Source organism: Bacillus sp. FSL K6-1106 (genome assembly GCF_038005245.1).
Taxonomy (GTDB): domain Bacteria; phylum Bacillota; class Bacilli; order Bacillales; family Bacillaceae; genus Bacillus; species Bacillus altitudinis.
In genome coordinates this window covers 560,306-585,418 of sequence record NZ_JBBOSV010000001.1, presented here as the reverse complement: position 1 = coordinate 585,418, position 25,113 = coordinate 560,306, and the positions used below count along the sequence as shown (strand labels likewise).

22 protein-coding genes are annotated in these 25,113 nt (G+C 42.0%); 21 read left to right on the top strand and 1 reads right to left on the bottom strand.

Translation table 11 applies throughout. The features are described from left to right. Window positions 1-110 precede the first annotated feature (110 nt). From MHI20_RS03000 to MHI20_RS02980, 5 genes are all read left to right on the top strand, one after another. Window positions 111-887 carry a MurR/RpiR family transcriptional regulator gene (locus tag MHI20_RS03000; protein WP_007499235.1) on the top strand — a complete coding sequence of 259 codons (777 nt, stop codon included), beginning with the start codon at window positions 111-113 and terminating at the stop codon, window positions 885-887. Between the two features lie 130 nt (window positions 888-1,017). Further along, a complete protein-coding gene (gene pfkB / locus MHI20_RS02995) occupies window positions 1,018-1,932 on the top strand; it encodes a 1-phosphofructokinase (RefSeq protein WP_178930231.1) in 915 nt (304 codons plus the stop codon). 12 nt (window positions 1,933-1,944) lie between these two features. Beyond that, a complete protein-coding gene (locus MHI20_RS02990) occupies window positions 1,945-3,360 on the top strand; it encodes a PTS fructose transporter subunit IIC (RefSeq protein ID WP_024718281.1) in 1,416 nt (471 codons plus the stop codon). Window positions 3,361-3,375: 15 nt separating this feature from the next. Continuing rightward, on the top strand, window positions 3,376-3,834 hold the full coding sequence (locus MHI20_RS02985) for a PTS sugar transporter subunit IIA (RefSeq protein WP_039167830.1): 459 nt from the start codon (window positions 3,376-3,378) through the stop codon (window positions 3,832-3,834). A gap of 2 nt (window positions 3,835-3,836) precedes the next feature. Beyond that, window positions 3,837-4,706, top strand: coding sequence for a class II fructose-bisphosphate aldolase (locus tag MHI20_RS02980; RefSeq protein WP_024718283.1), 870 nt, complete (start codon window positions 3,837-3,839; stop codon window positions 4,704-4,706). Window positions 4,707-4,747: 41 nt separating this feature from the next. Here MHI20_RS02980 and MHI20_RS02975 read toward each other — a convergent pair whose 3' ends face one another. Continuing rightward, entirely contained in the window at window positions 4,748-6,271 is a 1,524-nt protein-coding gene (locus MHI20_RS02975) for an MDR family MFS transporter (protein WP_335350298.1), read from the bottom strand. A gap of 119 nt (window positions 6,272-6,390) precedes the next feature. Here MHI20_RS02975 and MHI20_RS02970 point away from each other — a divergent pair, with 119 nt between their 5' ends. The 16 genes from MHI20_RS02970 to MHI20_RS02895 all read left to right on the top strand — a co-directional run bounded on the left by MHI20_RS02970 (window position 6,391) and on the right by MHI20_RS02895 (window position 25,071). Continuing rightward, window positions 6,391-6,861 carry a MarR family winged helix-turn-helix transcriptional regulator gene (locus tag MHI20_RS02970; RefSeq protein WP_024718284.1) on the top strand — a complete coding sequence of 157 codons (471 nt, stop codon included), beginning with the start codon at window positions 6,391-6,393 and terminating at the stop codon, window positions 6,859-6,861. A gap of 168 nt (window positions 6,862-7,029) precedes the next feature. Next, window positions 7,030-8,625, top strand: a complete 1,596-nt coding sequence (locus MHI20_RS02965) for a T7SS effector LXG polymorphic toxin (protein WP_340939212.1) — start codon at window positions 7,030-7,032, stop codon at window positions 8,623-8,625. 14 nt (window positions 8,626-8,639) lie between these two features. Then, window positions 8,640-9,095: a hypothetical protein gene (locus MHI20_RS02960; RefSeq protein WP_340936632.1), complete on the top strand. Its 456-nt coding sequence runs from the start codon at window positions 8,640-8,642 to the stop codon at window positions 9,093-9,095. A 160-nt stretch (window positions 9,096-9,255) separates the two neighbouring features. Continuing rightward, on the top strand, window positions 9,256-9,555 hold the full coding sequence (locus MHI20_RS02955) for a contact-dependent growth inhibition system immunity protein (protein WP_340936630.1): 300 nt from the start codon (window positions 9,256-9,258) through the stop codon (window positions 9,553-9,555). A gap of 398 nt (window positions 9,556-9,953) precedes the next feature. After that, window positions 9,954-12,026, top strand: coding sequence for a BglG family transcription antiterminator (locus MHI20_RS02950; protein ID WP_340939210.1), 2,073 nt, complete (start codon window positions 9,954-9,956; stop codon window positions 12,024-12,026). A 15-nt stretch (window positions 12,027-12,041) separates the two neighbouring features. Beyond that, window positions 12,042-12,308: a PTS sugar transporter subunit IIB gene (locus tag MHI20_RS02945; RefSeq protein ID WP_017359544.1), complete on the top strand. Its 267-nt coding sequence runs from the start codon at window positions 12,042-12,044 to the stop codon at window positions 12,306-12,308. A gap of 26 nt (window positions 12,309-12,334) precedes the next feature. After that, a complete protein-coding gene (locus tag MHI20_RS02940; protein WP_335352746.1) occupies window positions 12,335-13,597 on the top strand; it encodes a PTS ascorbate transporter subunit IIC in 1,263 nt (420 codons plus the stop codon). A gap of 17 nt (window positions 13,598-13,614) precedes the next feature. Next, on the top strand, window positions 13,615-14,307 hold the full coding sequence (alsE, locus tag MHI20_RS02935; RefSeq protein WP_008343724.1) for a D-allulose 6-phosphate 3-epimerase: 693 nt from the start codon (window positions 13,615-13,617) through the stop codon (window positions 14,305-14,307). Between the two features lie 183 nt (window positions 14,308-14,490). Further along, window positions 14,491-15,531 carry a LacI family DNA-binding transcriptional regulator gene (locus tag MHI20_RS02930; RefSeq protein WP_025207434.1) on the top strand — a complete coding sequence of 347 codons (1,041 nt, stop codon included), beginning with the start codon at window positions 14,491-14,493 and terminating at the stop codon, window positions 15,529-15,531. A gap of 217 nt (window positions 15,532-15,748) precedes the next feature. Next, window positions 15,749-17,005 carry an ABC transporter substrate-binding protein gene (locus tag MHI20_RS02925; RefSeq protein WP_340936627.1) on the top strand — a complete coding sequence of 419 codons (1,257 nt, stop codon included), beginning with the start codon at window positions 15,749-15,751 and terminating at the stop codon, window positions 17,003-17,005. A gap of 30 nt (window positions 17,006-17,035) precedes the next feature. Next, a complete protein-coding gene (locus MHI20_RS02920) occupies window positions 17,036-17,968 on the top strand; it encodes a carbohydrate ABC transporter permease (RefSeq protein ID WP_041507194.1) in 933 nt (310 codons plus the stop codon). Next, on the top strand, window positions 17,968-18,798 hold the full coding sequence (locus tag MHI20_RS02915; protein ID WP_039167804.1) for a carbohydrate ABC transporter permease: 831 nt from the start codon (window positions 17,968-17,970) through the stop codon (window positions 18,796-18,798). Before MHI20_RS02920 ends, MHI20_RS02915 begins: the two co-directional genes overlap by 1 nt. A 31-nt stretch (window positions 18,799-18,829) precedes the next feature. Next, complete coding sequence (locus MHI20_RS02910) at window positions 18,830-20,161, top strand: alpha-glucosidase/alpha-galactosidase (protein WP_007499268.1); 1,332 nt, start codon at window positions 18,830-18,832, stop codon at window positions 20,159-20,161. Window positions 20,162-20,535: 374 nt separating this feature from the next. Further along, the gene (locus MHI20_RS02905) at window positions 20,536-21,996 is read left to right on the top strand and encodes a CoA-acylating methylmalonate-semialdehyde dehydrogenase (protein ID WP_041092751.1); all 1,461 of its coding nucleotides are present in this window, start codon (window positions 20,536-20,538) and stop codon (window positions 21,994-21,996) included. A 223-nt stretch (window positions 21,997-22,219) separates the two neighbouring features. Next, window positions 22,220-23,764: a glycoside hydrolase family 43 protein gene (locus MHI20_RS02900; protein ID WP_056408605.1), complete on the top strand. Its 1,545-nt coding sequence runs from the start codon at window positions 22,220-22,222 to the stop codon at window positions 23,762-23,764. 44 nt (window positions 23,765-23,808) lie between these two features. After that, window positions 23,809-25,071, top strand: a complete 1,263-nt coding sequence (locus tag MHI20_RS02895; RefSeq protein ID WP_414642655.1) for a glucuronoxylanase — start codon at window positions 23,809-23,811, stop codon at window positions 25,069-25,071. Window positions 25,072-25,113: the final 42 nt, after the last annotated feature.

Here is a 25,113-nt window from a genome sequence, read left to right as displayed (position 1 = left end):
AACAAAATTTCACTCATCCAGCTTTCCCAATGAAAAATACAGGATAAAAGAATCACCTTGTTTTCATAGGGCATTTAATTATAGTATGAAATGAGTAAGGGGGAATCGCATTGAATGAACCATTATTTAATATACCAAGTGATGTGTACCAAACGTTAAGTGAAACAGAACGTTATTTACTGCATTATATTCACCAGCATTTAGAGGATATCTCCACCTTATCCATCGTCACATTAAGTGAAAGAGCCAACGTGTCGACAGCGACCATTGTCAGACTGATGAAGAAAATCGGATACAACGGCTATACATCCTTTAAATATCGATTGAAACAAGAAAAGAAAATGACAGATGATAGTGATCAACTAAAAAATATTGACGAAGACATCAAACTAGCCATTCGAAAAAATGAAGAAGAGGTCTTAAAGACGATTCAACTGCAAAGTATTGGGCAAATTGAGGATGCGGTTCAAAAGATCCATGATGCGGACAAAATTTATATTTTTGGCAGAGGCTTTTCAGAGATGATCGCCAAAGAGATGACCATCAAATTGCAGCTCATCGGAAAAACATGTGAAGTTCATGACGACCCGAATATCATTCGGCTCAAATCGCGTGACATTGATAAAAACGAACTTGCCATCTTTGTTTCATTAAATGGAGAAACGTCAGAACTAGTGGAAGCCTGCCAAAACCTCAGTATGAAGCAGGTCACGACCATTACGGTCACAACTAGAATTGATTCTACATTAAGTAAAATATCAGATATGACACTCGTCGGATATAAAGGGGAACAATCATTCTTCCCAGATTATGAAGTCAGGTCCCGCCTGTCGCTTCATGTCATTGCCCGCATTTTACTAGACGCCTATGTGATTCGGATGAAATAAACACTCAAAAAGCCTTCTACACTTTATGATGGGAGGCTTTTTACCGTGAAAACCTTTACACAATCTGAAAACATTTTCACTGAATCGTATGAGATACTTTCTTTAGAGAAAAGAAAGAAGGTGAAACCAATTGATTTATACCTGCACCTTAAATCCTGCTATTGACCTATATATTGCATTAAAAGAAATGCGGGCAGATACAGTCAACCGCACTGAAGATGAGGATTATCAGCCGAATGGAAAAGGTGTTAATGTGTCCATTATGCTAAAGAAATATGGCTTCACCAGCACTGCATTAGGATTTATTGCTGGGTTTTCAGGTTCATATATTGAACAATCGTTAAAAGATCTCTCCATTCAAACCGATTTTATCCCAGTGGATGGGATTACACGCATTAATGTATTTATTAACACAACGGAAGAATACAAGCTTGTGAATCAAGGACCTGCTATTGAGGCAAAAGCGCTTGATGCCTTTCGCGAAAAAATCTCGACCATTCCAAAAGGCAGCATCTTCATTATGTCAGGCAGTCTGCCTAAAGGCGTTCCTGCTAGCATTTTCTCAGAGATAGCCGCTATTTGTCATCAAAACAACGTGAAATTTATTTTAGACACAAGCTCTAAAGCGGTTTTAGAAACACTTCAATACAAACCATATTTACTAAAACCAAATGAAGAAGAGATTGCCGCATTTTTTGGGAAAACCCACCGTTTATCAGAAACAGAACTCGTTGAATCAGGACGAAAGCTGATCGAGATGGGTGCAGAGCAAGTACTCATTTCCCGAGGAGGAGAAGGAGCTCTATTCCTTACAAACGAAGCCGTATTAAAAGGAAATGCACCAATAGGAACGGTCGTAAACACGGCTTGTTCTGGTGATGCCATGCTCGCTGCATTCCTAAGTAAACAGCTGGAAGGACAACCTCATGAAGAATGCTTACGATACGGCATTGCAACAGGGGCATCTACCGCCTTTTCAAAAGGGTTAAGTGATTTACATGACATTGATTTATTAATTGAGCAAATACACATTCAGAACATATAAGGGGGAGTTCACATGAGCCGCAAGAAAATTGTCGCTGCCACTGGCTGTCCAACAGGCATTGCGCACACATTTATGGCAGCTGAGGCATTAAAAATCGCAGCTGAGCAATTAGGGGTCGACATCAAAGTTGAAACGCATGGTCAAGTAGGAATTGAAAACGCTTTAACGGATCAAGACATTTTGGAGGCCGATGGGGTCATTGTCGCTGCTGACAAAGATGTGAATACAGATCGCTTTCACGGCAAACCACTGATTGAAGTGCCTGTAGCCAAGGGGATTCGCACACCAAACGAACTGATTCAAGGCATTATCAATGGAGAAGCCCCCGTTCATCAAGTGAAAGGAAGAGCTTCTGGAACAGAAACAACATCTGCGCCTTCATCAGCTCAACAAAAGTCAGCGAATAAGTGGATACACACCATCTACAAACATTTAATGAACGGTGTATCACATATGCTTCCATTTGTTGTTGGAGGCGGGGTCTTAATTGCTTTATCTTTTCTATTCGGTATTTACTCAGCTGATCCTCAGCATGAAACGTATCATCCGTTTGCTGCCTACTTGAAAAACATTGGCGGGCTCGGCTTTAGCTTAATGGTACCTATTTTAGCAGCATTTATCGCTGATTCAATCGCGAAACGCCCAGGGATGGTTGTCGGATTTATCGGTGGCTTGCTTGCAAACGATGGAGGCGCTGGATTCTTAGGTGGTATTATCGCAGGTTTTGCAGCAGGGTATATCATCGTACTTCTTCAATTCCTGCTTCAAAAATTACCAGCATCACTAGACGGATTAAAATCAATTTTCATCTATCCTGTCATTGGTATTTTCTTAATTGGGGCTGTCATGACCCCGCTATTAGTTCCAATTACAGGGCTAAATAATTCATTAATGGATTTTCTCTCATCAGTTCAATCCACAAATCCATTGCTTTTAGGTTTAATTGTTGGAGCCATGTGTGGATTTGATATGGGAGGACCTTTTAACAAAGCAGCCTATGTCACAGGAACGGCTTTACTCGCAGAAGGTAACCTTTACTTCATGGCAGGGGTGTCAGCAGCATGTATCACACCGCCGCTTATCATCGCAATTGCCACAACGATTTTCCGAAAACATTTTACACCACAAGAACGAAATGCTGGGATGATCAACTATATTCTCGGAGCGACTCATATTACCGAAGGAGCCATTCCATTTGCAGCAAAAAACCCAGTCGTTGTACTGCCAATTATCATGTTTGGTTCCGCCATCTCTGCTATATTGACGTATCTGTTTGGCGTACAGGTTCCAGCTCCGCATGGCGGATTCCTTGTCCTTCCAGTCGTCACAGGTGCATTCCAGTGGGTACTATCCATACTCATCGGATCACTTGTAGGTGCGATTCTATACGGACTTTACCGCAAGAAAATAGACAAACCCGCAGTTTAATAGGGAGGAAGAGAAATGATGGAACATATTTATATGAATCTACATGAAACCGCTTCTTCACAGGCTGGCGTTTTCGCAGCCATAGCTGACATTGCCTCTAAAGCAGGGATTTGTACATCTCCTGAGGCTGTCAAAAAAGGACTAGCTGAAAGAGAAGCTCTTAGTACAACCGGCTTTCAAGATGGATTTGCCATTCCGCATACACAGTCAGACACCATCACAAAACCGGCACTCGTCATCGTCCGTACAGAAACCGGAATCGAATGGGACGCTTTTGATGGAAAGCCTTGCTTTTTCTTCTTATCCTTACTCATTCCAAAAAGTGAAGCAGGAACCACTCACTTACAAGCACTTTCTGCTCTTTCACGCGGATTAATGGATGAAACGAAACGGCAAAAACTGCTCGAAACAAGAACAAATGAAGAAATGCTCGCTGTATTAAAAACAGATATTTTGACGAGAGAGGATGTTTGACCATGCCTTTACTTTCCACAACACCTATGCTTGAAGCAGCAAAAAAAGAAAAATACGGAATTGTCGCATTCAATGTACATTCCTTTGATAGTATTTACTGGGTACTCGAAACGGCAGCTGAATTAAAATCACCTGTCATTTTGCAAACAACGGTTGGCACGGTCCAATCGCTTGGCGCAAAAGCCATTGCAGATACAGTAAAGGCGGCAGCTGATCAATACCAAATACCAATCGGCCTTCATCTCGATCATTGCACTGATTTTGATGTGATTCTTACTTGTATACGAGCGGGATATACATCCGTTATGATCGATGCTTCCATGCATTCATATGAAGAAAATGTACGCCGCACAAAAGAAGTGGTGGACCTTGCCTTAAAAGTAGGTGTGAATGTAGAAGCCGAGTTAGGCAAGGTAGGCGGGGTAGAAGATGATATTGTCGTGGATGAAAAGGATGCTCAAAAAGCCATTCCATCAGAATGCCGTCAATTTGTAGAAGATACTAGTGTACCTACTTTAGCACCTGCGATCGGCACGGCCCACGGCATTTATAAAGGGGTGCCGGATATCGACTTTGACCGCATTGAACAAATTGCAGCGCTTGTCGATGTGCCGCTTGTCCTTCATGGTGGTTCAGCTGTACCAGATGAGGATGTCAAAAGATGTGTCGCACTCGGTATGGCAAAGGTCAATGTGTCCACTGAACTGAAAAATGCATACTCTGAAGCGATTCGTGATCATTTCTCAAACGAACCTGAAAGCTTAGATCCGCGTATGTATTTACAAAAAGCAAAACAAGCAGCCAAAGACATGGTCACATCTAAAATAAAGATCGTTGGCAGCGAAGGAAAAGCCCAACTTTTATATCAATAAGATGAAAAAAAGCAGAGCCGCATCGCTCTGCTTTTTTCACATTATTCGTTTTCTTTCATTTCATTTGATGTACGTACTCGTGCATTTCCCATAAAAACGACCGTAATCGCCGCAAGTGCAATCGGGAATAAAGCAATCATAAATACATACGTAATACTTTGTGACATCGCATCAATCACTTTATTTAAAATATCAGGCGGAATTTGTGAGCGTGCCCCCTCTTGGAAAATGGCTTGTGGATCACCAACTTGAGAAGAAGCTCCTTTCATTCCGCTAAAAGCATCTGCTAAACGATTTGTCAGGACATTGGTTTGAATCGTTCCAAAAATCGTCACGCCTAAAGTCATCCCAAGTGATCTCATGAACGAATTGGTAGAATTAGCACTGCCGCGGTAGCGCGGAGAGAGATCATTCATTGAAGCAGATGGCAGAAGGGAGAAGCTAAATCCAACGCCAAAACCTGAAATCATCATAAAGAGCGTAAGCCACAATCTTGCTGTATCAGGCGACATATTGGCAAGCAGCAGCATCCCAGCAAAAAATGAAATCACAGAGATGGTCATTAATCGTCTAAAAGGTACTTTCGTCTGCATCGTTCCGCCAATCATACTGCCAATCACGGAACCAATCATCATCGGTGTTAAAATGAACCCGGCACTTGTTGCAGATTCACCGTACACTGCCTGGACGAAGATAGGAATAAAGACAGCTAGAATAATAAACGTCCCGCCATATAAAAACGCCAAAATTTGAGATGTCGCAAACAAACGATTTTTAAACATCCAAAATGAAATAATCGGTTCTTCTGCCTTCCGTTCAACAATGAAGAAGATGGTGCCAAAGACAACAAACACAGCAAATAGTGTCAAGATTTGAACAGAATCCCACGCATACGATTTACCGCCAAGCTCAAGGGCGAACATTAAACTGACAACCGCAACGATAAGTGTAATGGCACCTGACCAGTCAATTTTCTGCTTGCGATGCTCGAGCGATTCTTGATAAAATTTGGCGATCAAGAACACACTGACAATACCGATTGGTACGTTAATATAAAACACCCAATGCCAGCCGATCGAATCCGTAATAATTGCTCCTAACAGCGGTCCTAATACACTGGATAGACCAAAAACTGCACCAAACATACCGGACATTTTCCCGCGCTTTTCTGGCGGGAAGATATCAAAGATAATCGTGAAAGCGATCGGAAGAAGAGCACCGCCTCCAAGTCCTTGAATCGCACGGTAAATAATAAGCTGATCCATCGTTTGTGCGATGCCGCACAGCGCAGATCCAATTAAAAAGAAAATAAGTCCAAACAGAAAAAAACGCTTTCGACCATACATATCTGAAAGCTTTCCATAAATCGGCATACCGGCCATCACTGCCACCATATAAGAAGCAGTCACCCAAGCAAATTTATCAAAACTGCCCAAATCGGCGACGATGCTTCCCATTGCTGTTGCGACAATGGTGTTGTCCATCGCTGCCATAAAAATCCCTAACAGCAAACCGATGACAACAAAGCGAGTGGATGCCTTGCCTTTATGATCCACGTTATTCATTTCATTTACCTCCTGCTTACGTTCTCTTCACTTTTTTGCTATGATCAAGTTAATTATAAAGTAAGAGAACATTTATCTTGATGATCAAGATAAATTGATTTTAAAGGGAGGAGAACAAGTTGTCAACAAAGAACGAGGCAGAAGATCGAGCGGACCAGATCATTCATACGATGAGACGCCTTGCTACACGAACAGTCCTATTTCACCAAGCAGCCGCTCAATCGCTCGGCCTTTTCCCAACAGATCTCAAATCAGCAGATTTGTTAAACGAACTTGGACCACTCACAGCAGGTGAATTAAGTGAAAAAACCGGTCTTAGCTCAGGTGCGGTAACCGCTCTCATTGACCGGTTAGAAAAAGCAGGCTACGTCAAAAGGGAGAAGGACCCAAAAGACAAGCGAAGGGTCATCATTGTTCCATTAACGGCTGGGAAATCACAGGTGAAGGAACTCTTTCTATCTTTATCGGTATCAACTAAACAGCTCACAAACGAATACAAACGAGAAGATTTAGACTTGATCATTCAATTTATTAACGAAGCAGCAGATATTATGGACCAAGAGCTACAATTGCTTAAGTCTAAGTCTTAAGAGAGCACAATGTTAAGGGGGTGCTTTTCTTTGAAAAATAAAATAGCGAGGATATGCTTCTGATCATTTACATATTAAGTACTGTTTTTGTATCTTTATTCCTATTTAATGACAAACTTCGTGTTGGTAAAATTGACCTTGTCAATGAATAGGAGGGAGTGACTTCTTCTGGGCAAGATACTTGATGCTAAAGCACTAACCAGTGCCATGGATACAAGGGCAAAACACTATCAGGAACTCCGCGAACAAATGATAGATTTAAAAAAGGCATTACAAGGTGTTGCCAACCTCGGTGACGACTTCACTGGAAAAGGTGCCGATAACATTAAAAGCTTCTACAAAGAACTCGCCGGAAATGTGGACATGTTTATTAGCTTCATTGATAAACAAAAAGCCTTTCATGAAGGTGTTTCTGGGACACTTGATGATACAAATTTTGGCGGCGACACCTTTGTAGAAGAACACTTTTTAGACAACGCTGTACATATGGGAATCAAGAATGCCAAAAGCATCGTGAAGGATCAAAAAAAGGCACTCAAAACGATTTTTCAAGATATTGATGACCTCATTTCTCTGGAGGTATTTGATAGTAAAACCTTTGACGAAAAGATTGCAGATGCGGAAGATGAACGGAAGAAAACGGTTAAAGATTTAATAGAACTTGATCAAAATCTAAAAGATGAATATGCTTTGTCAGAGACTGAGGAGAAGGCTACAATGGCATTGTACGCAGAAATGATCAATGCCACAAATGACGGAAAATCCATTTTGCCTATGAATTTTGACAAGAAAGCGTATCAAAATAGCGAAATCTACAAGGCAAAAAGCGATATTGAGAAGCAAACTTCTGAATATCTAAAAATCAAAAAAGATCAAGAAGAAGCCCGCAAGATTGCAAAGGAACAAGCAGCGCTCGCCAACCGTCCTTGGTATGAAAAAGCCCTTGATTACGGTGGGAATATCGTTAATGAGCTGACAGGCGTGAACGATGCAAAACGTGCCGCAACAGGTGTCGATCCGATCACAGGTGAAGAACTCACCGCAGGCCAGCGAGTCGCCGCAGGCGGCATGGCAGCAGCAGGCTACATCCCGATTGTCGGCTGGGCAGGACGTATTTTCAAAGGCGGAAAGGCCGTCTATAAAACAACTCAAGCCACGTCAGCCGCAGTCAGGGCAGTGGACATTTACAAGACGTCACAAAAATCCTTTGACGCCCTGAAAACATCTCAAAAAGGTTTATATGGCCTTACCGCCACAAACGGCTTCAGCGAAGCAATTACAGGTCGAGACATGTTTGGAAACAAAGTCTCGAAAGAACAGCAGGAAGCGAGTATGAATGCGGCTCTGGGGATGCTTTTACCGTTTGGGACAAAAGGGTTTCGTGGGAAGATAGGGTTAAGTTCTCAAAGTCCAGAAGGATTTAATCGAAAAAGGGCTTTGCGACACGCTAAGGATTTAGGGGGGATACCTAGATCTCAACAACCTACTCGTCAATGGCAAGTAGGAGATAATGTTTTTAAGAAAGGGCAAGAACATCGTAATTATGAGTACAGTTCTAACCATACTCACCATGGTCGGTACTATGAATTTGATACCCCAAAAGGAAAAAGAGTTATAGTACAACATACTAATGATGGAAAATTACACACTCATGCAGGGAAACCAAAAGAGGGTGCCGATCCATTTAATTATGATTTTAAAAAAGAAAGATATTCAAATATATATGGACCAAATGGTGATCACCATATCTATTATAATGAATAACGAGGAATGAAAAAATGGTATATAAAAATGAAAAAATACAGAAAAAAATTGCTTTGATGAATGCTAAAAAGAAAATACAACAATTAGCATATATTGAGGTAATTGATTTTGAAGATGATGCTTCTCAATGGCTAAAATTATGTGAAACAGTATTAAAACAATTTCGTCAAATAGATTCAACACCTTCCGAAATATTAACAAATACAGACAAAGACTCGATTATGACTTGGTTAAAAAATTCATTAGATTTTCTCAAAGAGAAAAAAGAATGGTTTATTTTAATTGAAAATGACCCTTTTCCTGTTTGGGCAAATGTAAAAGCTTTAGATTTCGATAAGGCAATTGAAGAAATTTGGCTATTTTCAGGGAATCATAGCATCATTGTAGCAGATAAAATAACAGGTAAAATTGCTCAAATATTTTCAGAAGAAAAACACTTTGAACTTCATATTGGAAACTGCGCAATTTAATTGTAAGCAAGATTAATTAATCAAAGAGCAGAGCCACAACCTGAAATCTCTCGTTTGACATTAATTAGGTTAGCAAACACCACTACATTGTTTTCTATGAGATGAAGGTTTTTAAATTCGACTATTTAAACTGATAATTTTAATTATGATAGGTGATTCAATGAATGAGAGCTCCAGTTATTTAAAGAAGTTAGAAGATTTTTTAGGTGGTTCATTTCATCAGGATATCGTGTCACCAGAAGAAGCGTTAGATGAGTTTATTCATGGAGCTAGCAAAGAATGTCTGCTGTCCACTATAAAGGATTGTCAGGATTTTTCGAATAGTCCTTTAACAATACAGGAAAAAGAAAGCTTTATCGAAAATAATGCAGAAATCTACTTTCCGGCGATCACATTAAATCCTCTACAGTGGTTTGATAAAGTAATAGAGGAAATGAAAGAAGCAGTGAAAATGAAGTAACAAAATGAATCTTGATTGTCTTTATGCCTTTTAAGGTTTTTGTGTTTGTTGCGCTTCAAACCGAATAAAACCGAAACAAAGGCTATTGGCCCTGTGATGAATGTCCGTTTTATGCAGTATATATGGGTGAATCAAGAACGCGAAAGGCATTGAGAAATATTAAAATATAGGCATTCAAAAAGATTAACCAGGACATTCATGACCTCATTCCTTTCATAATAAAAGAAGACAAAGAACTCTTTGAATATAAGTTTAAAAGCACACTCATACGGGTGTGCTTTTTTGACGAAAAAACAGCACCCAAAAGCTGCACAATACTTACTGAAGACATTTGGACTTCTTTGACGCATGTGAGTTGATTAGACTTATAACCAAAGGGAAGAGGGGAGGGGTTCCAACTGCACTTAACCAAGAGGGGCACGACTTTATTATCGATGCTGCTTCACACGACCACTTATCTATCAATTGAAGATTTACAGAATCGACTGAATGTCTCTACTCGAACAGTCTACGCTGAAATCAAACGAATGAATAGTTGGCTGGAAACCCATCAGCTTAGTGGCGTCCAGCGAAAAGATCAACGAGGCTACTATTTAAATTCACACGAGAAAGAAGTCATTATCGAAAAAGCTGACACTGTTCTTGTCGGTCATGACTATGAACCATGTGTAAAAGAAAGACGTGCCATCTTGCTCCTTTCCATTGCATGCAGTGAGAAGCATCTAAAAATTGATGATTTTATGGAGATGACGAAGGTAAGCCGCAATACACTGCTTGAAGATATGAAACAACTAAAAGAAGCACTTTCAAAACAGCAGCTTACACTTCATTATCAGGCGGCCAGTGGCTATTTAATTTCAGGAGAAGAAAGAACAATTCGGTTGGCGCTGAAACCTTATATTCATTTCATTCGCAACATGATAAAAAATGAAAAAACATTTCCATCGGTTTGGTTAAAGGGTCCTATCTCATATAAGAGAATACATGCTCTCCTTCAACAGTCCGAACAAGATCTGAAGCTTGAGTTTGCAGATGACATGCTGGATCAGCTGTCTATGGATCTCTTTTTCTACTTTAAACGGATGAAGCTTGGACGTGCTGTACACATTTCAACAGAAGAAAAACGGACATTGCAGGAAACAGATGAATGCTTGGCTGCTATTCGTTTCATGGCGCAAATTCAAAAAGAAACCAGTCTTTTGGTTCATGATGATGAAATCTATTTTCTTAGTACGCTATGGCTCAGTGCCAAAAAACAAAAATTTCCAACAAGTCAAAAACCAGAAGAACATCTCATTCGAACCATTGCGAGACAAATGATCATTGACTTTCAGCGTTATGCGTGTATTTCCTTCCAGGAAGTAGAAGTCTTGGAACAAAACTTAACCATGCATTTAATTCCGGCCTATTATAGGCTCATCTATCACATTGATATCATCAATGAATTAACAGATTCCATGAAACATGCACAGCCAGAGGTGTTTGACATCACGCAAAAGGTTGCTTGCCATTTAGAGAAGGCGGCCTGTTCAAAGATGAGCGATCATGAAATTGCCTATGTGGCGATGCATTTTGGCGGCTGGATGAGAAGAGAAGGGATTTCGTCGATTGCGAAACGTTCTGTTTACATTGTTTGTGGAGAAGGAATTGGCACAAGTCACATGCTGAAAACGCAGCTTCTTGAATTAATCGGTTACATCGACATACGCGGACTGTTATCAAAACGTTCATATGAAGAATTAACATCCATTGATGCCGACTTTGTTGTGTCAACGACACCTATTTCGTTTAAAGGAAAACCTGTTCATCTCGTTCACCCTATTCTCACTGCTTATGAGAAAAAAACATTGCTTCAATATGGAGAAGGCTCAGAACCTAAGCTTGATGAGCAACATGTGAATGCTTTATTCAATATCATTCAGCAGCATACCATCGTTCAAAATGAAAAAGCATTGCTTCATGACTTGAAGGAGCTGCTTCATTCCACATATGTATCACACCAGAAAGGGTGGAAACCAGTGTTAAACGATTTATTAACAGAAGAAACCATTCAGCTCCAGCAAACAGCAGACACATGGCAGGAGGCCATTACAAAAGCAGCGCAGCCTTTGCTTGATCAACAAGCGATTCAGGAAAGTTATGTGAAAGCGATGATCCAGTCTGTTCATCAAAATGGCCCTTATATTGTGATTGCGCCACAAGTGGCGATTCCGCATGCCAGGCCAGAGGATGGCGTGAACAAATTAAGCATGTCACTTATGTCATGTCATCAGCCCGTTTTCTTTTCAAAGGATGGAAAAAAGCAAGTTCGGCTCATCATTGTATTAGCTGCCATTGACAGTATGACCCACCTGAAAGCACTCAAACAGCTGACGATGCTGTTAAGTGAAGAAAAACGGGTGAGACAATTGATTGAAGCAGAGGAATTAGCAACCATCCAACAACTAATCAATCAATTTTCACAAGTATAAAGGAGGAAAAAGAGAATGAAAAAAATTCTAGTTGTATGCGGAAACGGTTTAGGAAGCAGCTTTATTGTTGAAATGAATGTCAAAAAGGCTTTAGAAGAATTAGGACTTTTAGCGGAAGTGGATCACACCGATCTCAGTACAAGCAAAAATGAACAAGCAGACCTCTATATCGGAGCAACAGACATTATCGATCAGCTGGATGACGGCACAAGAAAGGTCGCTGGATTAAATAACTTGTTAGACCAGGAAGCCATTAAAGACGTCCTTCGTAAACACATATAATCGACGGAAAAAGGGGGATTCACATCATGATAGAACTGATCATGAACGATATATTGGGCACACCCGCAATTCTCATCGGTTTGTTTGCACTGGCTGGTTTACTTTTGCAGAAAAAGTCAGCTGCCGATACTGTATCAGGCACCTTAAAAACAACAATGGGTTTTTTAATATTAGGAGCGGGCGCCACAGTCGTATCTGATTCACTTGGGATTTTCAGGAAGATGTTTGAAGCAGCCTTTCACATTCAAGGGGTTGTCCCAAATACAGATGCCATGGCGGCCATTGCCCAAAAGGAATTCGGTACACAGACAGCGCTCATTATGATTTTTGGTATGGTGGTCAATTTGCTTTTGGCAAAATTCACACCCTTTAAATACGTCTTTTTAACTGGGCATCATACGCTATATATGGCGGCTATGCTTGCAGTCGTTCTGTCAACAGCCGGCATGCAAGGAACGCTGCTGATCACCACTGGTTCAATCGTATTAGGTGCATCGATGGTCATTGCTCCCGCAATCCTTCAGCCGTTTACAAGGAAAGTCACTGGAAGTGATGATCTGGCACTCGGTCATTTCAGTACGTTCGGCTATTTTACAGCGGGAATGATCGGCAAATGGGTCGGGCGCCCAGAGAAATCAACGGAAACCATTCAAGTGCCTAAATCACTCGGTTTTCTAAGAGATACATCAGTGGCCATCTCCATTACGATGGCTTTGCTTTTCTTTGCGATTGCACCGTTTGCGGGAATTTCATTCATAGAAAACATTAGTGGTGGTACGAACTTTGCTGTCTTCATTCTCATTCAGGCCATTACCTTTGCTGCTGGGGTGTACATTATTTTAGCAGGTGTACGGATGGCAATCGGGGAAATTGTGCCTGCTTTCAAAGGGATTGCCGATCGTTTCGTCAAAGGGGCAAAGCCGGCACTTGATGCGCCAACTGTTTTCCCATTTGCTCCAAATGCAGTGATCATCGGTTTTTTATGCAGTTTTGCTGGAGGCATCGTGTCTATTTTCCTTCTTCCTTTGTTTGGTTTAACTGTCATTGTTCCTGGACTTGTGCCGCACTTTTTCTGCGGTGCGACAGCGGGCGTATATGGCAATGCAACAGGGGGAGTGAGAGGTGCAGTCGCCGGTTCCTTTGTGAATGGAATACTCCTTTCATTTTTACCAGCTTGTTTACTTCCTGTGTTAGGCACTCTTGGCTTTGAAGGGACAACATTTGGCGATACAGACTTCGGTATCATCGGAATCTTGATTGGATTGATCAAATTTTTATTTCATCTTTAAAAAGGAGGCATTTCAGGATGACAGCCATTTTCTCACCTTCACTGATGTGCATGGATTTAACGCACTTCCGTGAACAAATTCAGCTGCTGAACACAAGGGCAGACCGTTATCATGTCGACGTCATGGATGGTCACTATGTAAAAAATATGACCTTATCACCCTTTTTCATTGAACAACTTCGGAAACTGACAGACGTTCCGATTGATGTTCATCTAATGGCCGAACAGCCTCAGGAATTTTTAATTGATGCATGTATTGATGCAGGCGCAACGATGATTTGTTTACATCCAGAAGTGGTGCAAAAAGACGTTTTTCGAATCATTCGGCATATCCACGAAAGAAAGTGTGAGGTCGGCTTTGTTCTCAATCCCGCCACACCAGTTGCAGCATTGGATGCTTTTATTCATTTAATAGACCGGGTGACGATCATGACAATTGATCCAGGGTTTGCGGGTCAGCCTTTTATCAAAGAAATGCTTCCGAAAATGAAAGAGGTGAAAGAAATCAAAGAGAAGGGGGGATACTCATTTTCAATTGAGGTAGACGGCTCTTGTAATGAAAGCACGTTCCGGTTGCTTGCTGAAGCAGGAAATGAAATTTACATCATCGGCACCTCAGGTTTATTTGGACTTCACGAAGAATTAGATAAAGCATGGGAAATAATGAAGCAATTGTTCGCAAAAGAAACAGCCACAATGAAATCACCTTAGTAAAAAGGAGGATGAAGCCCATCCTCTTTTTTACGCAATTTTACTAAACAAACTATCTCCTTATCAAAACATACTCAAAAACTTCATAAAAGCACAAATTTATAATTGAAAGCGCTTTATTTATGTGTTATTCTTCAAATATCTTTAGTAAACATTTAGTCAAAAATGATGAGGAGTTTGCCTATGACTACACTCAAAGATATTGCTCATGATGCAAAAGTATCCGTCTCTACTGTATCCCGTGTGTTAAATGGCGACCAAACGCTTGCCGTTTCACACGCAACAAGACAAAACATCCTCGACATAGCCAAGAAATTAAACTATACCCCAGTCAGAGCAAGAAAAGCCGACCAAGCAGAAGTAAAAAGCCCACCCGCATCCCCAGTCATCGGTGTCGTTGTCGCCCAATCCATTGACGAAGAATTAAATGATCCCTTTTTTTCATCGATTCGAAAAGGAATTGAAAAAGAATATGCCAAACAAGGTCTGTCTACTCTCCATACCTTTCGCCTAAGAAACATGGATAAAGGGGCGATACTAAAGGATATTGACGGTTTGATTGTCATTGGACGAATCAGCCCTGATACGGTTGAAAAGATGACAAACCGAATGGAACATATCGTTTTTATCAATCATTATGCGGATGAAGATTTGTATGATTGTGTACATGTGGATTTTGTCAGAGCGGCAGATCGTGCCATTCGTCATCTGCAATCTCTCGGCTACACACATCTAGGCTATATTGGCGGGAAAGAGAGGGAGCATTATTTCGAAGGAAATGCTGTGATTGAGGACGAAAGACAAACAACTTTTATCAAAAGAATGCAAGAAGCGGGAACCCTTCATATGAATGACATCCACATAGGCGAATATTCGATGCAAGAAGGCTACTCGCTTATGCAAAAAGCCATTCAGAAAGGAAAGCTTCCAGAAGCCTTTTTTATCGGAAGTGACTCTATGGCAATAGGCGCTATGCGTGCGCTACATGAGGCCGGTCTTCGTGTACCTCAAGATGTCTCAATCGTAGGGTTTAATGATATCGAAGCCGCTTCCTTTTCAAGCCCGCCGCTCACAACGGTTAAAGTATATACAGAACAAATGGGGGAAGTAGGTCTAAAGCTTTTGCTTGAGCGGATAGAAGGAAGAAAGCTTCCTCTAAAAGTCGTCGTGCCAACAAAACTCATGCAAAGAGGCAGCACATGCCCAATCCATGAAAGGGGGTGAATAAGCATTTCAGTAAACAAAAAAGAGACAAAAAAGCAGGAAGGGAGCTGCTGAGCATGATGGCCAGATCATGCTGAAAACAACGCAGTTCACCCAATTGCTCTCTTATCTCTTTGAAAAGAATAGAATTCCAGTATAATGGACTTCTTTTGTTTCCGCAACTGCATGAATTCTACCGATAATCGTCTGAATTTTCAGTAATCAAAAGGAGGAAACGATGAATAAAAAAATTTTGATGCTGTGTGCAGCTCTAGTTTTGTCGATGATCTTGTCTGCTTGTGGCAATAACGGTGCGTCTGAAGCAAACGGAAAAGTGACCTTGACTCTATTCTCTACAATGAGCAACAGCGGGGAGAGAAAGGCATTTGAAGAAGTGATCCGTGACTTTGAAAAAGAACATCAAAACATCCGAATTGATGCCAACTTCCCTGGCAACAGCTATGAAGATATGATACGCGTCAAAATGGGCGCAAACGACATGCCAGACCTATTTGATACACACGGCTGGGCCAAGCTGCGATATAGCGAATACGTGGCTGATCTAAAGGAGATGGACTGGGTAAAACAACTCGATCCTTCACTCGATCAAATTTTAAAAGACAAAGATGGCAAAGTCTATGCCTATCCGCTGAATCAAGCAAAAGACGGACTTAGTTTTAATGCCAATCTATTAAAAGAATATGGCATAAAAGTTCCTAAAACACTGGATGAACTGAGAAGTGCTTTACAGACTGTCAAAGAAAAAAGTAAAGGAGACGTTGTGCCGCTCTGGATCCCAGGAGGCGATAATTCTAATATTGCCCAAGTCTTTGATGAGCTGGCAACGCCTTTACTCATTACCGATCAAAAACATCAATACGGAAAAGACCTTGAAAATGGATCATTTGATTGGTCTCACTATACACCGCTTGCACAGTTTATGAAGGAGCTGAAAGATCAAGACCTTTTAAACAAAGATGTACTCACGGCGAAACTATCTCAAGCACCTGAGCTGATGGCACAAAACAAAATCGCTTTCACCTTTGTGGGAGGATCTTTAGGACCTGAGGCGACTGAACTCAATCAATCGATCAATGTAGGCACCATGCCCGTACCAGCGATTCATGAAGGAGATGAGCAAAGCTGGATTGGCGGGGAACGCTTTACTGTTGCGGCATGGAAAGACTCAAAGCATCTAAAAGAAGCAAAACAATTCATTGACTTTTTAGCAAAGCCTGAAAACGCAAAGAAAATCGCGGAGGGCACTTCCTCTGAAACGGCTTTAAAAGAAGTCAAAGCCAAAAACTATTACTCTACATTTTACGAGCAATATAAAGATATTAAGATTGAACCATATTTTGATCGGAAATACTTACCGAGCGGCATGTGGGCTGTCATGGCAACGACCGGTCAAGAATTATTAGCAGGCTCCATCACACCGGAACAACTATCGAAGAAAATGGAAGAGGAATATAAGCGTCTGAAAAAACAATAGCAGGCTCATGCTGAAACAGGAGTGAAGCCAATGAGTGACATCACAAAAGAAAAACAGGCGGCGACATTTACCTCTTTTCCAAAACAGAAGATGAAAAATAGCCAAAATTCTTCACTTTGGTGGATGTATCTGCCTGCTGTTCTCGTTGTCAGTACCTTTATCATTTATCCCTTTTTTAATGGGATTCAGCTCTCTTTTACAAATTGGAACGGTTTCTCACAACAGTATGAGTGGATCGGACTTGATCAATACAAACGGCTACTGCAAGATCCAACCACATGGCTTGTTGTGAAAAATACCCTTCTTTACGGCATCGGGAGCACCATCTTACAAAATATGATTGGTCTTGGATATGCACTCTTATTAAATCAAAGTTTAAAAATGAGAGCCATCACAAGAACCGTGATCTATCTACCCGTCATGATCAGCCCGATTGCCATGGGCTATATTTGGTATTTTGTCTTTGCGTACCAAGGTGGTGCTTTAAACGACGTTGTTACCCTTTTTGGATTTGATCCAATGAACGCACTTGGTAATCCGCAGCTAAACACTTGGATCATTGTGTTTGTGAATACGTATCAATTCGTCGGGATTGCCATGATCATTTATTTAGCAGGACTCCAAAGCATTCCTAAAGATTATTATGAAGCAGCACAACTCGACGGAGCTTCAGGTCTTCAGCAATTTTGGCGCATCACATTACCGCTTTTAATGCCATCTATCACCATCAATGTTGTGCTCAATGTGATCGGTGGACTTAAATTGTTTGATGTCATTGTCGCGCTCACTGGCGGAGGACCCGGAGATTCCTCGCAATCGATGTCGACTTTTATGTACGATTTGTATTTCAAACGGCAGGATGCAGGCTATGCAGCGACGCAAGGTGTCTTTATGGCTGTCATCATCCTTGTCGTTAGTGTTGCAGCGCTTATTTATTTCAAACGAAAGGAGACCGAGGTGTGATGGATAACGCCTATAAACGAAAGAAAAGATGGTACTCCTTACTCGCCCTTTTGATAACATTGCTGCACCTGATTCCATTTTATATTTTAGTCACGACCTCTCTAAAGGGGATAGGAGATTTTAGCTCAAAATGGTTGTTCCCATCAACGCTTCATTTTGAAAACTTTCGCATGGCATGGACAGATGCTCAGCTTGGCCAGTCCTTTTTGAATACAGTGATCATTACGTTCAGCTCGGCTGCCCTACTCATCATCTTTGGATCACTTGCCGCCTATCCGCTCGCAAGAAGAGGAACAAAGCTGAATCAAGCGGTCTATCTCTTATTCATTGCCATTATGGTGATACCGCCGCTCACAGCCCTTGTCCCTTTATACAAAATGGTTGTACAAATTGGCATGATGAATACTTATCAAATCGCTATTTTAAACAATGTTGCTGCTTTTTTGCCACTGACGATTTTTCTATATGCCGGTTTTATCCGGTCGACGATTCCAAAGGAGCTTGAAGAAGCCGCTCGTATTGATGGTGCGGGAACACTTAGAGTCTTTTTCACCGTCGTTTTTCCGCTGCTGAAGCCGATTACCGCTTCTGTTTTAATCATTGCCTGTGTGTATATTTGGAACGACTATCAATTTGCCATCTTCTTCTTGCAAGATAAAGAGATGCATACACTGACAGTCGCCTTATCCAATTTCTTTGGTCAAAATCAACACCAGCTCCAGCTCGTTGGCGCCGCTGCTCTCATTGCGATGCTGCCAATGGTCACGATGTTTTTACTTTTGCAAAAATACTTTATCGCAGGGCTGTCTCAAGGCTCTGTTAAAGGGTAATCCAACCTTGATGTAAAAAGGAGTGTCGTCTATGTCTAAAATTACATTTATCGGTGCAGGAAGTACCGTGTTTGCTAAAAATATATTAGGAGATTGTCTGTTCGTTCCCGCACTTGCCGGCTTTGAATTTGCGTTATATGATATCGACCACAACCGGCTGAAAGAATCAGAAACGATGCTGCGTCACTTAAAAGAGAACTACGGTGCACATGTGACTATTCAGTCGTATCACAACCGGAAAGAAGCCTTAAAGAATGCGAAATATGTCATCAATGCCATCCAGGTGGGAGGCTATCAGCCAAGCACTGTCATTGATTTTGAGATTCCAAAAAAATATGGATTAAGACAAACGATTGCGGATACAGTTGGCATCGGCGGCATTTTCCGTTCACTTCGAACCATTCCCGTGATGCTGGACTTCGCAAAGGATATGGAAGAGGTGTGTCCACACGCCTTATTATTAAATTACACGAATCCAATGGCCACACTGACTGGCGCTATGCTCCGTTATACTCGGGTTCAAACGGTTGGTCTTTGCCATAGCGTACAGGTGTGTACGAAAGATTTATTTCAATCACTTGAAATGGACCATGAAGGCATTGAAGAAAAAATTGCCGGCATTAATCACATGGCATGGTTATTAGAAGTAAAACGGGACGGTCAAGACTTGTATCCAGAAATCAAAGCAAGAGCAAAAGAAAAACAAAAAACGCGGCATCCAGATATGGTTCGTTTTGAACTAATGGATAAATTCGGCTACTATGTCACCGAATCCTCAGAGCACAATGCAGAATATCATCCGTATTTTATCAAATCTCGTTATCCAGAACTGATTGGACAGTTTAACATTCCGCTCGATGAATACCCAAGACGCTGCGAGGAACAAATCAACAATTGGAATACGATGAAACATGACCTTGTGGGAAACACACAGATCACGCATACGCGCTCTAAAGAATATGGTTCACGTATCATTGAAGCGATTGAAACGAACGTTCCCTTTAAATTTGGTGGAAATGTACTGAACACAGGTGGACTCATTCACAATCTTCCTGAAAAAGCCTGTGTCGAAGTGCCATGTGTTGCAGACCGGAGCGGTATCATGCCATGTTATATCGGAGAGATACCTGAACAATTGGCTGGACTCAACCGGACCAATATCAGCTCACAGCTCATGACGATTGAAGCTGCAATCAGCGGCAAAAAAGAACACATTTACCAAGCGGCATTATTAGACCCGCATACAAGTGCTGAATTATCAATTGATGACACCATCAAACTATGTAATGAATTAATTGAAGCACACGGGGAGATGCTCCCGGCTTATACAGAGCCGAGTCAATACGCAATTTCTTCTAAATAACTAACATAAACAGTCTTAGCCTGATGCACTTGGCATCAGGTTTTTTTAGATCAACAAACTGATCATTGACTGGAAGTGTTTTTAATATTATGATTTTTCTAAAGTTAACCAACAGTTAACCAAAAATACACCATAAATTAGTTAACATGATCATGCCACATGACACACAGATAAAACGACCTAAAAGGGGGGACAGATCTGCGGAACCAAAAGAGCTGAAAGCGATAGACTTCACATGTTTTATCAGAACGTAAAGCAAAACTGTGGTTTCATTTGACAAAGAGTGTATACAGATGAAGGCCCCTTAGATGAGACAATGACGATAAATCAACACACGATTGCATCACAATCCAAACAAAGAGGAGAGAGGGAACATGACCAAAACAGATGTACAAACGTTGAAAAATTATATTGGTGGACAATGGGTGGACGCCGAAACGAACCAAACGGAAGCTGTTTATAATCCAGCTACTGGCGAAGTCATCGCAGAAGTACCGCTTTCAACAAAAACGGATGTAGAACATGCAGTCCAAGCAGCACAAGAAGCGTTCACCACTTGGTCTAAAACAGCTGTTCCCCGGCGGGCACGTATTTTATTTAAATACCAACAGTTACTCGTTGAGAAATGGGATGAGTTGGCTGAACTCGTCACGCTGGAAAACGGAAAAAGTGTAACAGAAGCAAAAGGAGAGGTGCAGCGAGGAATTGAATGTGTGGAATTTGCCGCTGGTGCACCAACCTTAATGATGGGGAAACAACTGCCTGATATTGCGACTGGTCTAGAGTCTGGCATGTACCGCTACCCAATTGGCGTCATCGGCGGCATTACCCCGTTTAACTTTCCGATGATGGTCCCATGCTGGATGTTCCCGCTTGCCATCGCTTGTGGAAATACATTTGTTTTAAAGCCTTCAGAACGGACGCCAATCCTTGCTGCACGGTTAGCAGAACTATTTGAAGAAGCGGGACTTCCAAAAGGTGTGCTCAACATTGTCAATGGCGCTCACGATGTAGTAAACGGTCTACTTGAACATGAAAAGGTAAAAGCCATTTCGTTTGTCGGCTCTCAGCCAGTCGCAGAATACGTCTATAAAAAAGGGACAGCACATGGTAAACGTGTACAAGCACTTGCCGGTGCAAAAAATCACTCCATCGTCTTGAAAGATGCTGATTTAGAATCGGCAACAAAACAGATCATTGGCGCTGCTTTTGGATCAGCAGGTGAACGCTGCATGGCAGCAGCCGTTGTCGCAGTGGAAGAAGACGTGGCGGACGACTTGATTCAACAATTGGTCGATGAATCCAACCAGCTTGTCATCGGAAACGGAATAAATGAAGATGTCTTTCTCGGACCAGTCATTCGGAAAGAGCATAAAGAACGAACTCTTCAATATATCCAATCAGGAATTGAAGAAGGCGCAAGCCTGATTCGTGATGGCAGACAAGATAACGAAACAAATGGAGAAGGGTATTTTGTCGGACCAACGATCTTTGATCATGTCACAAATCAAATGAAAATCTGGCAGGACGAGATTTTTGCCCCAGTCTTATCCATTGTCCGTGTCTCATCACTCGCAGAAGCAATCGACCTGTCCAATCAATCAAAATTCGCAAACGGTGCCTGCCTATACACAGACAGCGCTTCAAGCATAAGAGAATTTCGTGAAAACATCGAAGCCGGCATGTTAGGCATTAACATTGGTGTTCCTGCTCCAATGGCTTTCTTCCCATTTTCCGGCTGGAAAGATTCCTTCTACGGAGACTTGCACGCCAATGGAACAGACGGAGTAGAGTTTTACACGAGAAAGAAAATGGTGACCGCTCGGTATATGTAGCCTACATTTATTGAACATGTAGGAAGAATGCAGCTCCAAAATGGAGACTGCATTTTTTTGTTGTCTTCTAGTTAAAAAGGAAGGGTTTTCATCGCACTCTTTACAAGGATTCACAGGGAGAAATCATTCTTTGTATTCATTCTTCATCACGAAACATCAACATAATTTGAAATTGGGCCTAAACCCCAATATCAGGAAGATGAAAACAGGAGGAAATGACACGATGAGGACGAGGATGAAGTGCAGCGTTTGTTTATTGATCTTCACTTTGGTACTGAGTTGTTTGCCGGTATATGAAGCGAATGCGGCAAGCACTCCTATTGCCAAGCAAGTAGGAAATGCAAACCCGCTCATTGACCATCACTTAGGAGCAGACCCGTTTGCGCTTACCTATAACGGAAGAGTGTACCTTTATATGTCGAGTGATGACTATGAATATCAAAGCAACGGAACGATTAAGGACAATTCATTTGCAAATCTGAATAGAGTATTCGTCATCTCTTCGGCGGATATGGTCAACTGGACCGATCACGGAGCGATTCCAGTAGCGGGGGCAAATGGGGCAAACGGCGGCAGAGGCATTGCCAAATGGGCAGGCGCATCATGGGCCCCATCAGCAGCGGTAAAGAAGATCAACGGAAAGGATAAATTTTTCCTTTATTTCGCTAACAGCGGCGGAGGGATAGGTGTCCTTACAGCAGACAGCCCGATCGGCCCATGGACTGATCCGATTGGAAAACCACTCGTTACGCCAAGTACACCTGGCATGTCCGGAGTTGTATGGCTTTTTGATCCGGCCGTATTTGTAGATGATGACGGCACTGGTTATCTATATGCCGGCGGAGGCGTTCCAGGCGGTTCCAATCCAACGCAGGGACAATGGGCAAATCCTAAAACAGCAAGAGTCCTGAAGCTAGGTGCTGATATGACAAGTGTAGCCAGTAGCGCATCCACCATTGATGCTCCTTTTATGTTTGAAGACTCAGGGATGCATAAGTATAACGGAACCTATTACTATTCCTATTGCATCAATTTTGGCGGCTCACATCCTGCTGATAAACCACCTGGTGAAATCGGCTATATGACGAGCTCAAGTCCGATGGGACCCTTCACGTATAAAGGACACTTTCTGAAAAATCCGGGTGCTTTTTTTGGTGGCGGCGGTAACAACCATCATGCGGTGTTCAATTTTAAAAATGAATGGTATGTGGTGTATCATACGCAAACCGTTAGCTCTGCATTATACGGAAGCGGCAAAGGCTATCGCTCTCCACATATTAACAAGCTTGTGCATAATGCAGATGGCTCCCTTCGAGAAGTAGCAGCCAATTATGAAGGAGTGAAACAGCTATCTAATCTGAATCCATATCAACGTGTTGAAGCTGAAACATTCGCTTGGAATGGACGCATTTTGACAGAAGCCTCGTCAGCACCAGGAGGACCAGTGAATAACCAGCATGTCACCAATATTCAAAATGGCGATTGGGTCGCTTTAGGGAATGTAGACTTTGGTTCAAATGGCGCTAGAACATTTAAAGCCAATGTCGCATCGACAGTAGGCGGGAAAATAGAAGTACGCCTTGGCAGCGCGAACGGCAGACTGGTTGGTACACTGAATGTCCCTTCCACCGGTGGAACACAAAACTGGCGGGAAATAGAAACATCGATTAACGGCGCATCCGGAGTGCACAACGTATTTTTTGTCTTTACCGGAACAGGCGGGGGAAATCTATTCCAATTTGATTCTTGGCAGTTTACTCAAAGGTAGCGAATAAAGGTGCTTAAATGTTTGATAGAGGAGTGGGAAATTTGATGTCATGTGTAAAAAAACCAATGCTTGCTTTATTGGTGTGTTTCACCATGCTATCTGTCATGTTCATAGGGCCCGGAGTAGCTGAAGTATCAGCAGCTGACGCAAACATTAACCTCAACGCAGAAAGACAAGTGATTCGTGGTTTTGGCGGAATGAACCATCCAGCTTGGATTGGTGATTTGACAGCACCACAAAGGGAAACCGCCTTTGGCAATGGACAAAATCAGTTAGGGTTTTCCATTCTTAGAATTTATGTAGACGAAAACAGAAACAATTGGAGCAGAGAAGTCGCGACGGCCAAACGAGCGATCGAGCATGGTGCTCTAGTCATTGCTTCCCCTTGGAATCCTCCAAGCAGTATGGTTGAAACATTCAACCGGAATGGATCACCTGCCAAGCGGCTTAAATACAATCAATACGCAGCATATGCTCAGCATCTGAATGATTTTGTCACTTACATGAAAAACAACGGAGTCAATCTTTATGCGATTTCTGTTCAAAACGAGCCCGATTATGCACACGAATGGACATGGTGGACACCTCAGGAAATCCTGCGATTCATGAGAGAAAATGCCGGCTCCATTAATGCACGTGTGATTGCACCAGAATCCTTTCAATACCTTAAGAATATCTCAGATCCTATCTTAAACGATCCACAGGCGCTTAGAAATATGGACATTCTCGGCGCTCATCTATACGGAACCCAAATTAGCCAGCTTCCGTACCCTCTTTTCAAACAAAAAGGGGCAGGGAAAGAGCTATGGATGACAGAGGTCTACTATCCGAATAGTGATAACAATTCAGCGGACCGCTGGCCTGAGGCATTAGGGGTATCAGAGCATATTCACCATTCAATGGTGGAAGGGGACTTTCAGGCGTATGTGTGGTGGTACATCCGGAGATCATACGGTCCTATGAAAGAAGATGGAATGATTAGCAAACGTGGATACAACATGGCGCATTTCTCCAAGTTTGTGCGACCAGGGTACGTCAGGATTGATGCAACGAAAAGCCCTGAACCGAATGTTTTCGTCTCAGCCTACAAAGGAAACAATCAGGTCGTCATTGTCGCGATTAATAAAAACAATGCAGGGGTCAATCAACACTTCGTCGTGCAAAATGGCTCTGTTTCTCAGGCGTCTAGATGGGTGACGAGCGGCAGCAGCAACCTTCAGCCTGGAACTGACTTAAACATATCAGGAAATCAATTTTGGGCTCATCTCCCTGCTCAAAGTGTGACAACATTTGTGGTCAAACGCTAAAGAAACACGAAAAGCCAATTTTCTCATTAAAAAAGAAAATTG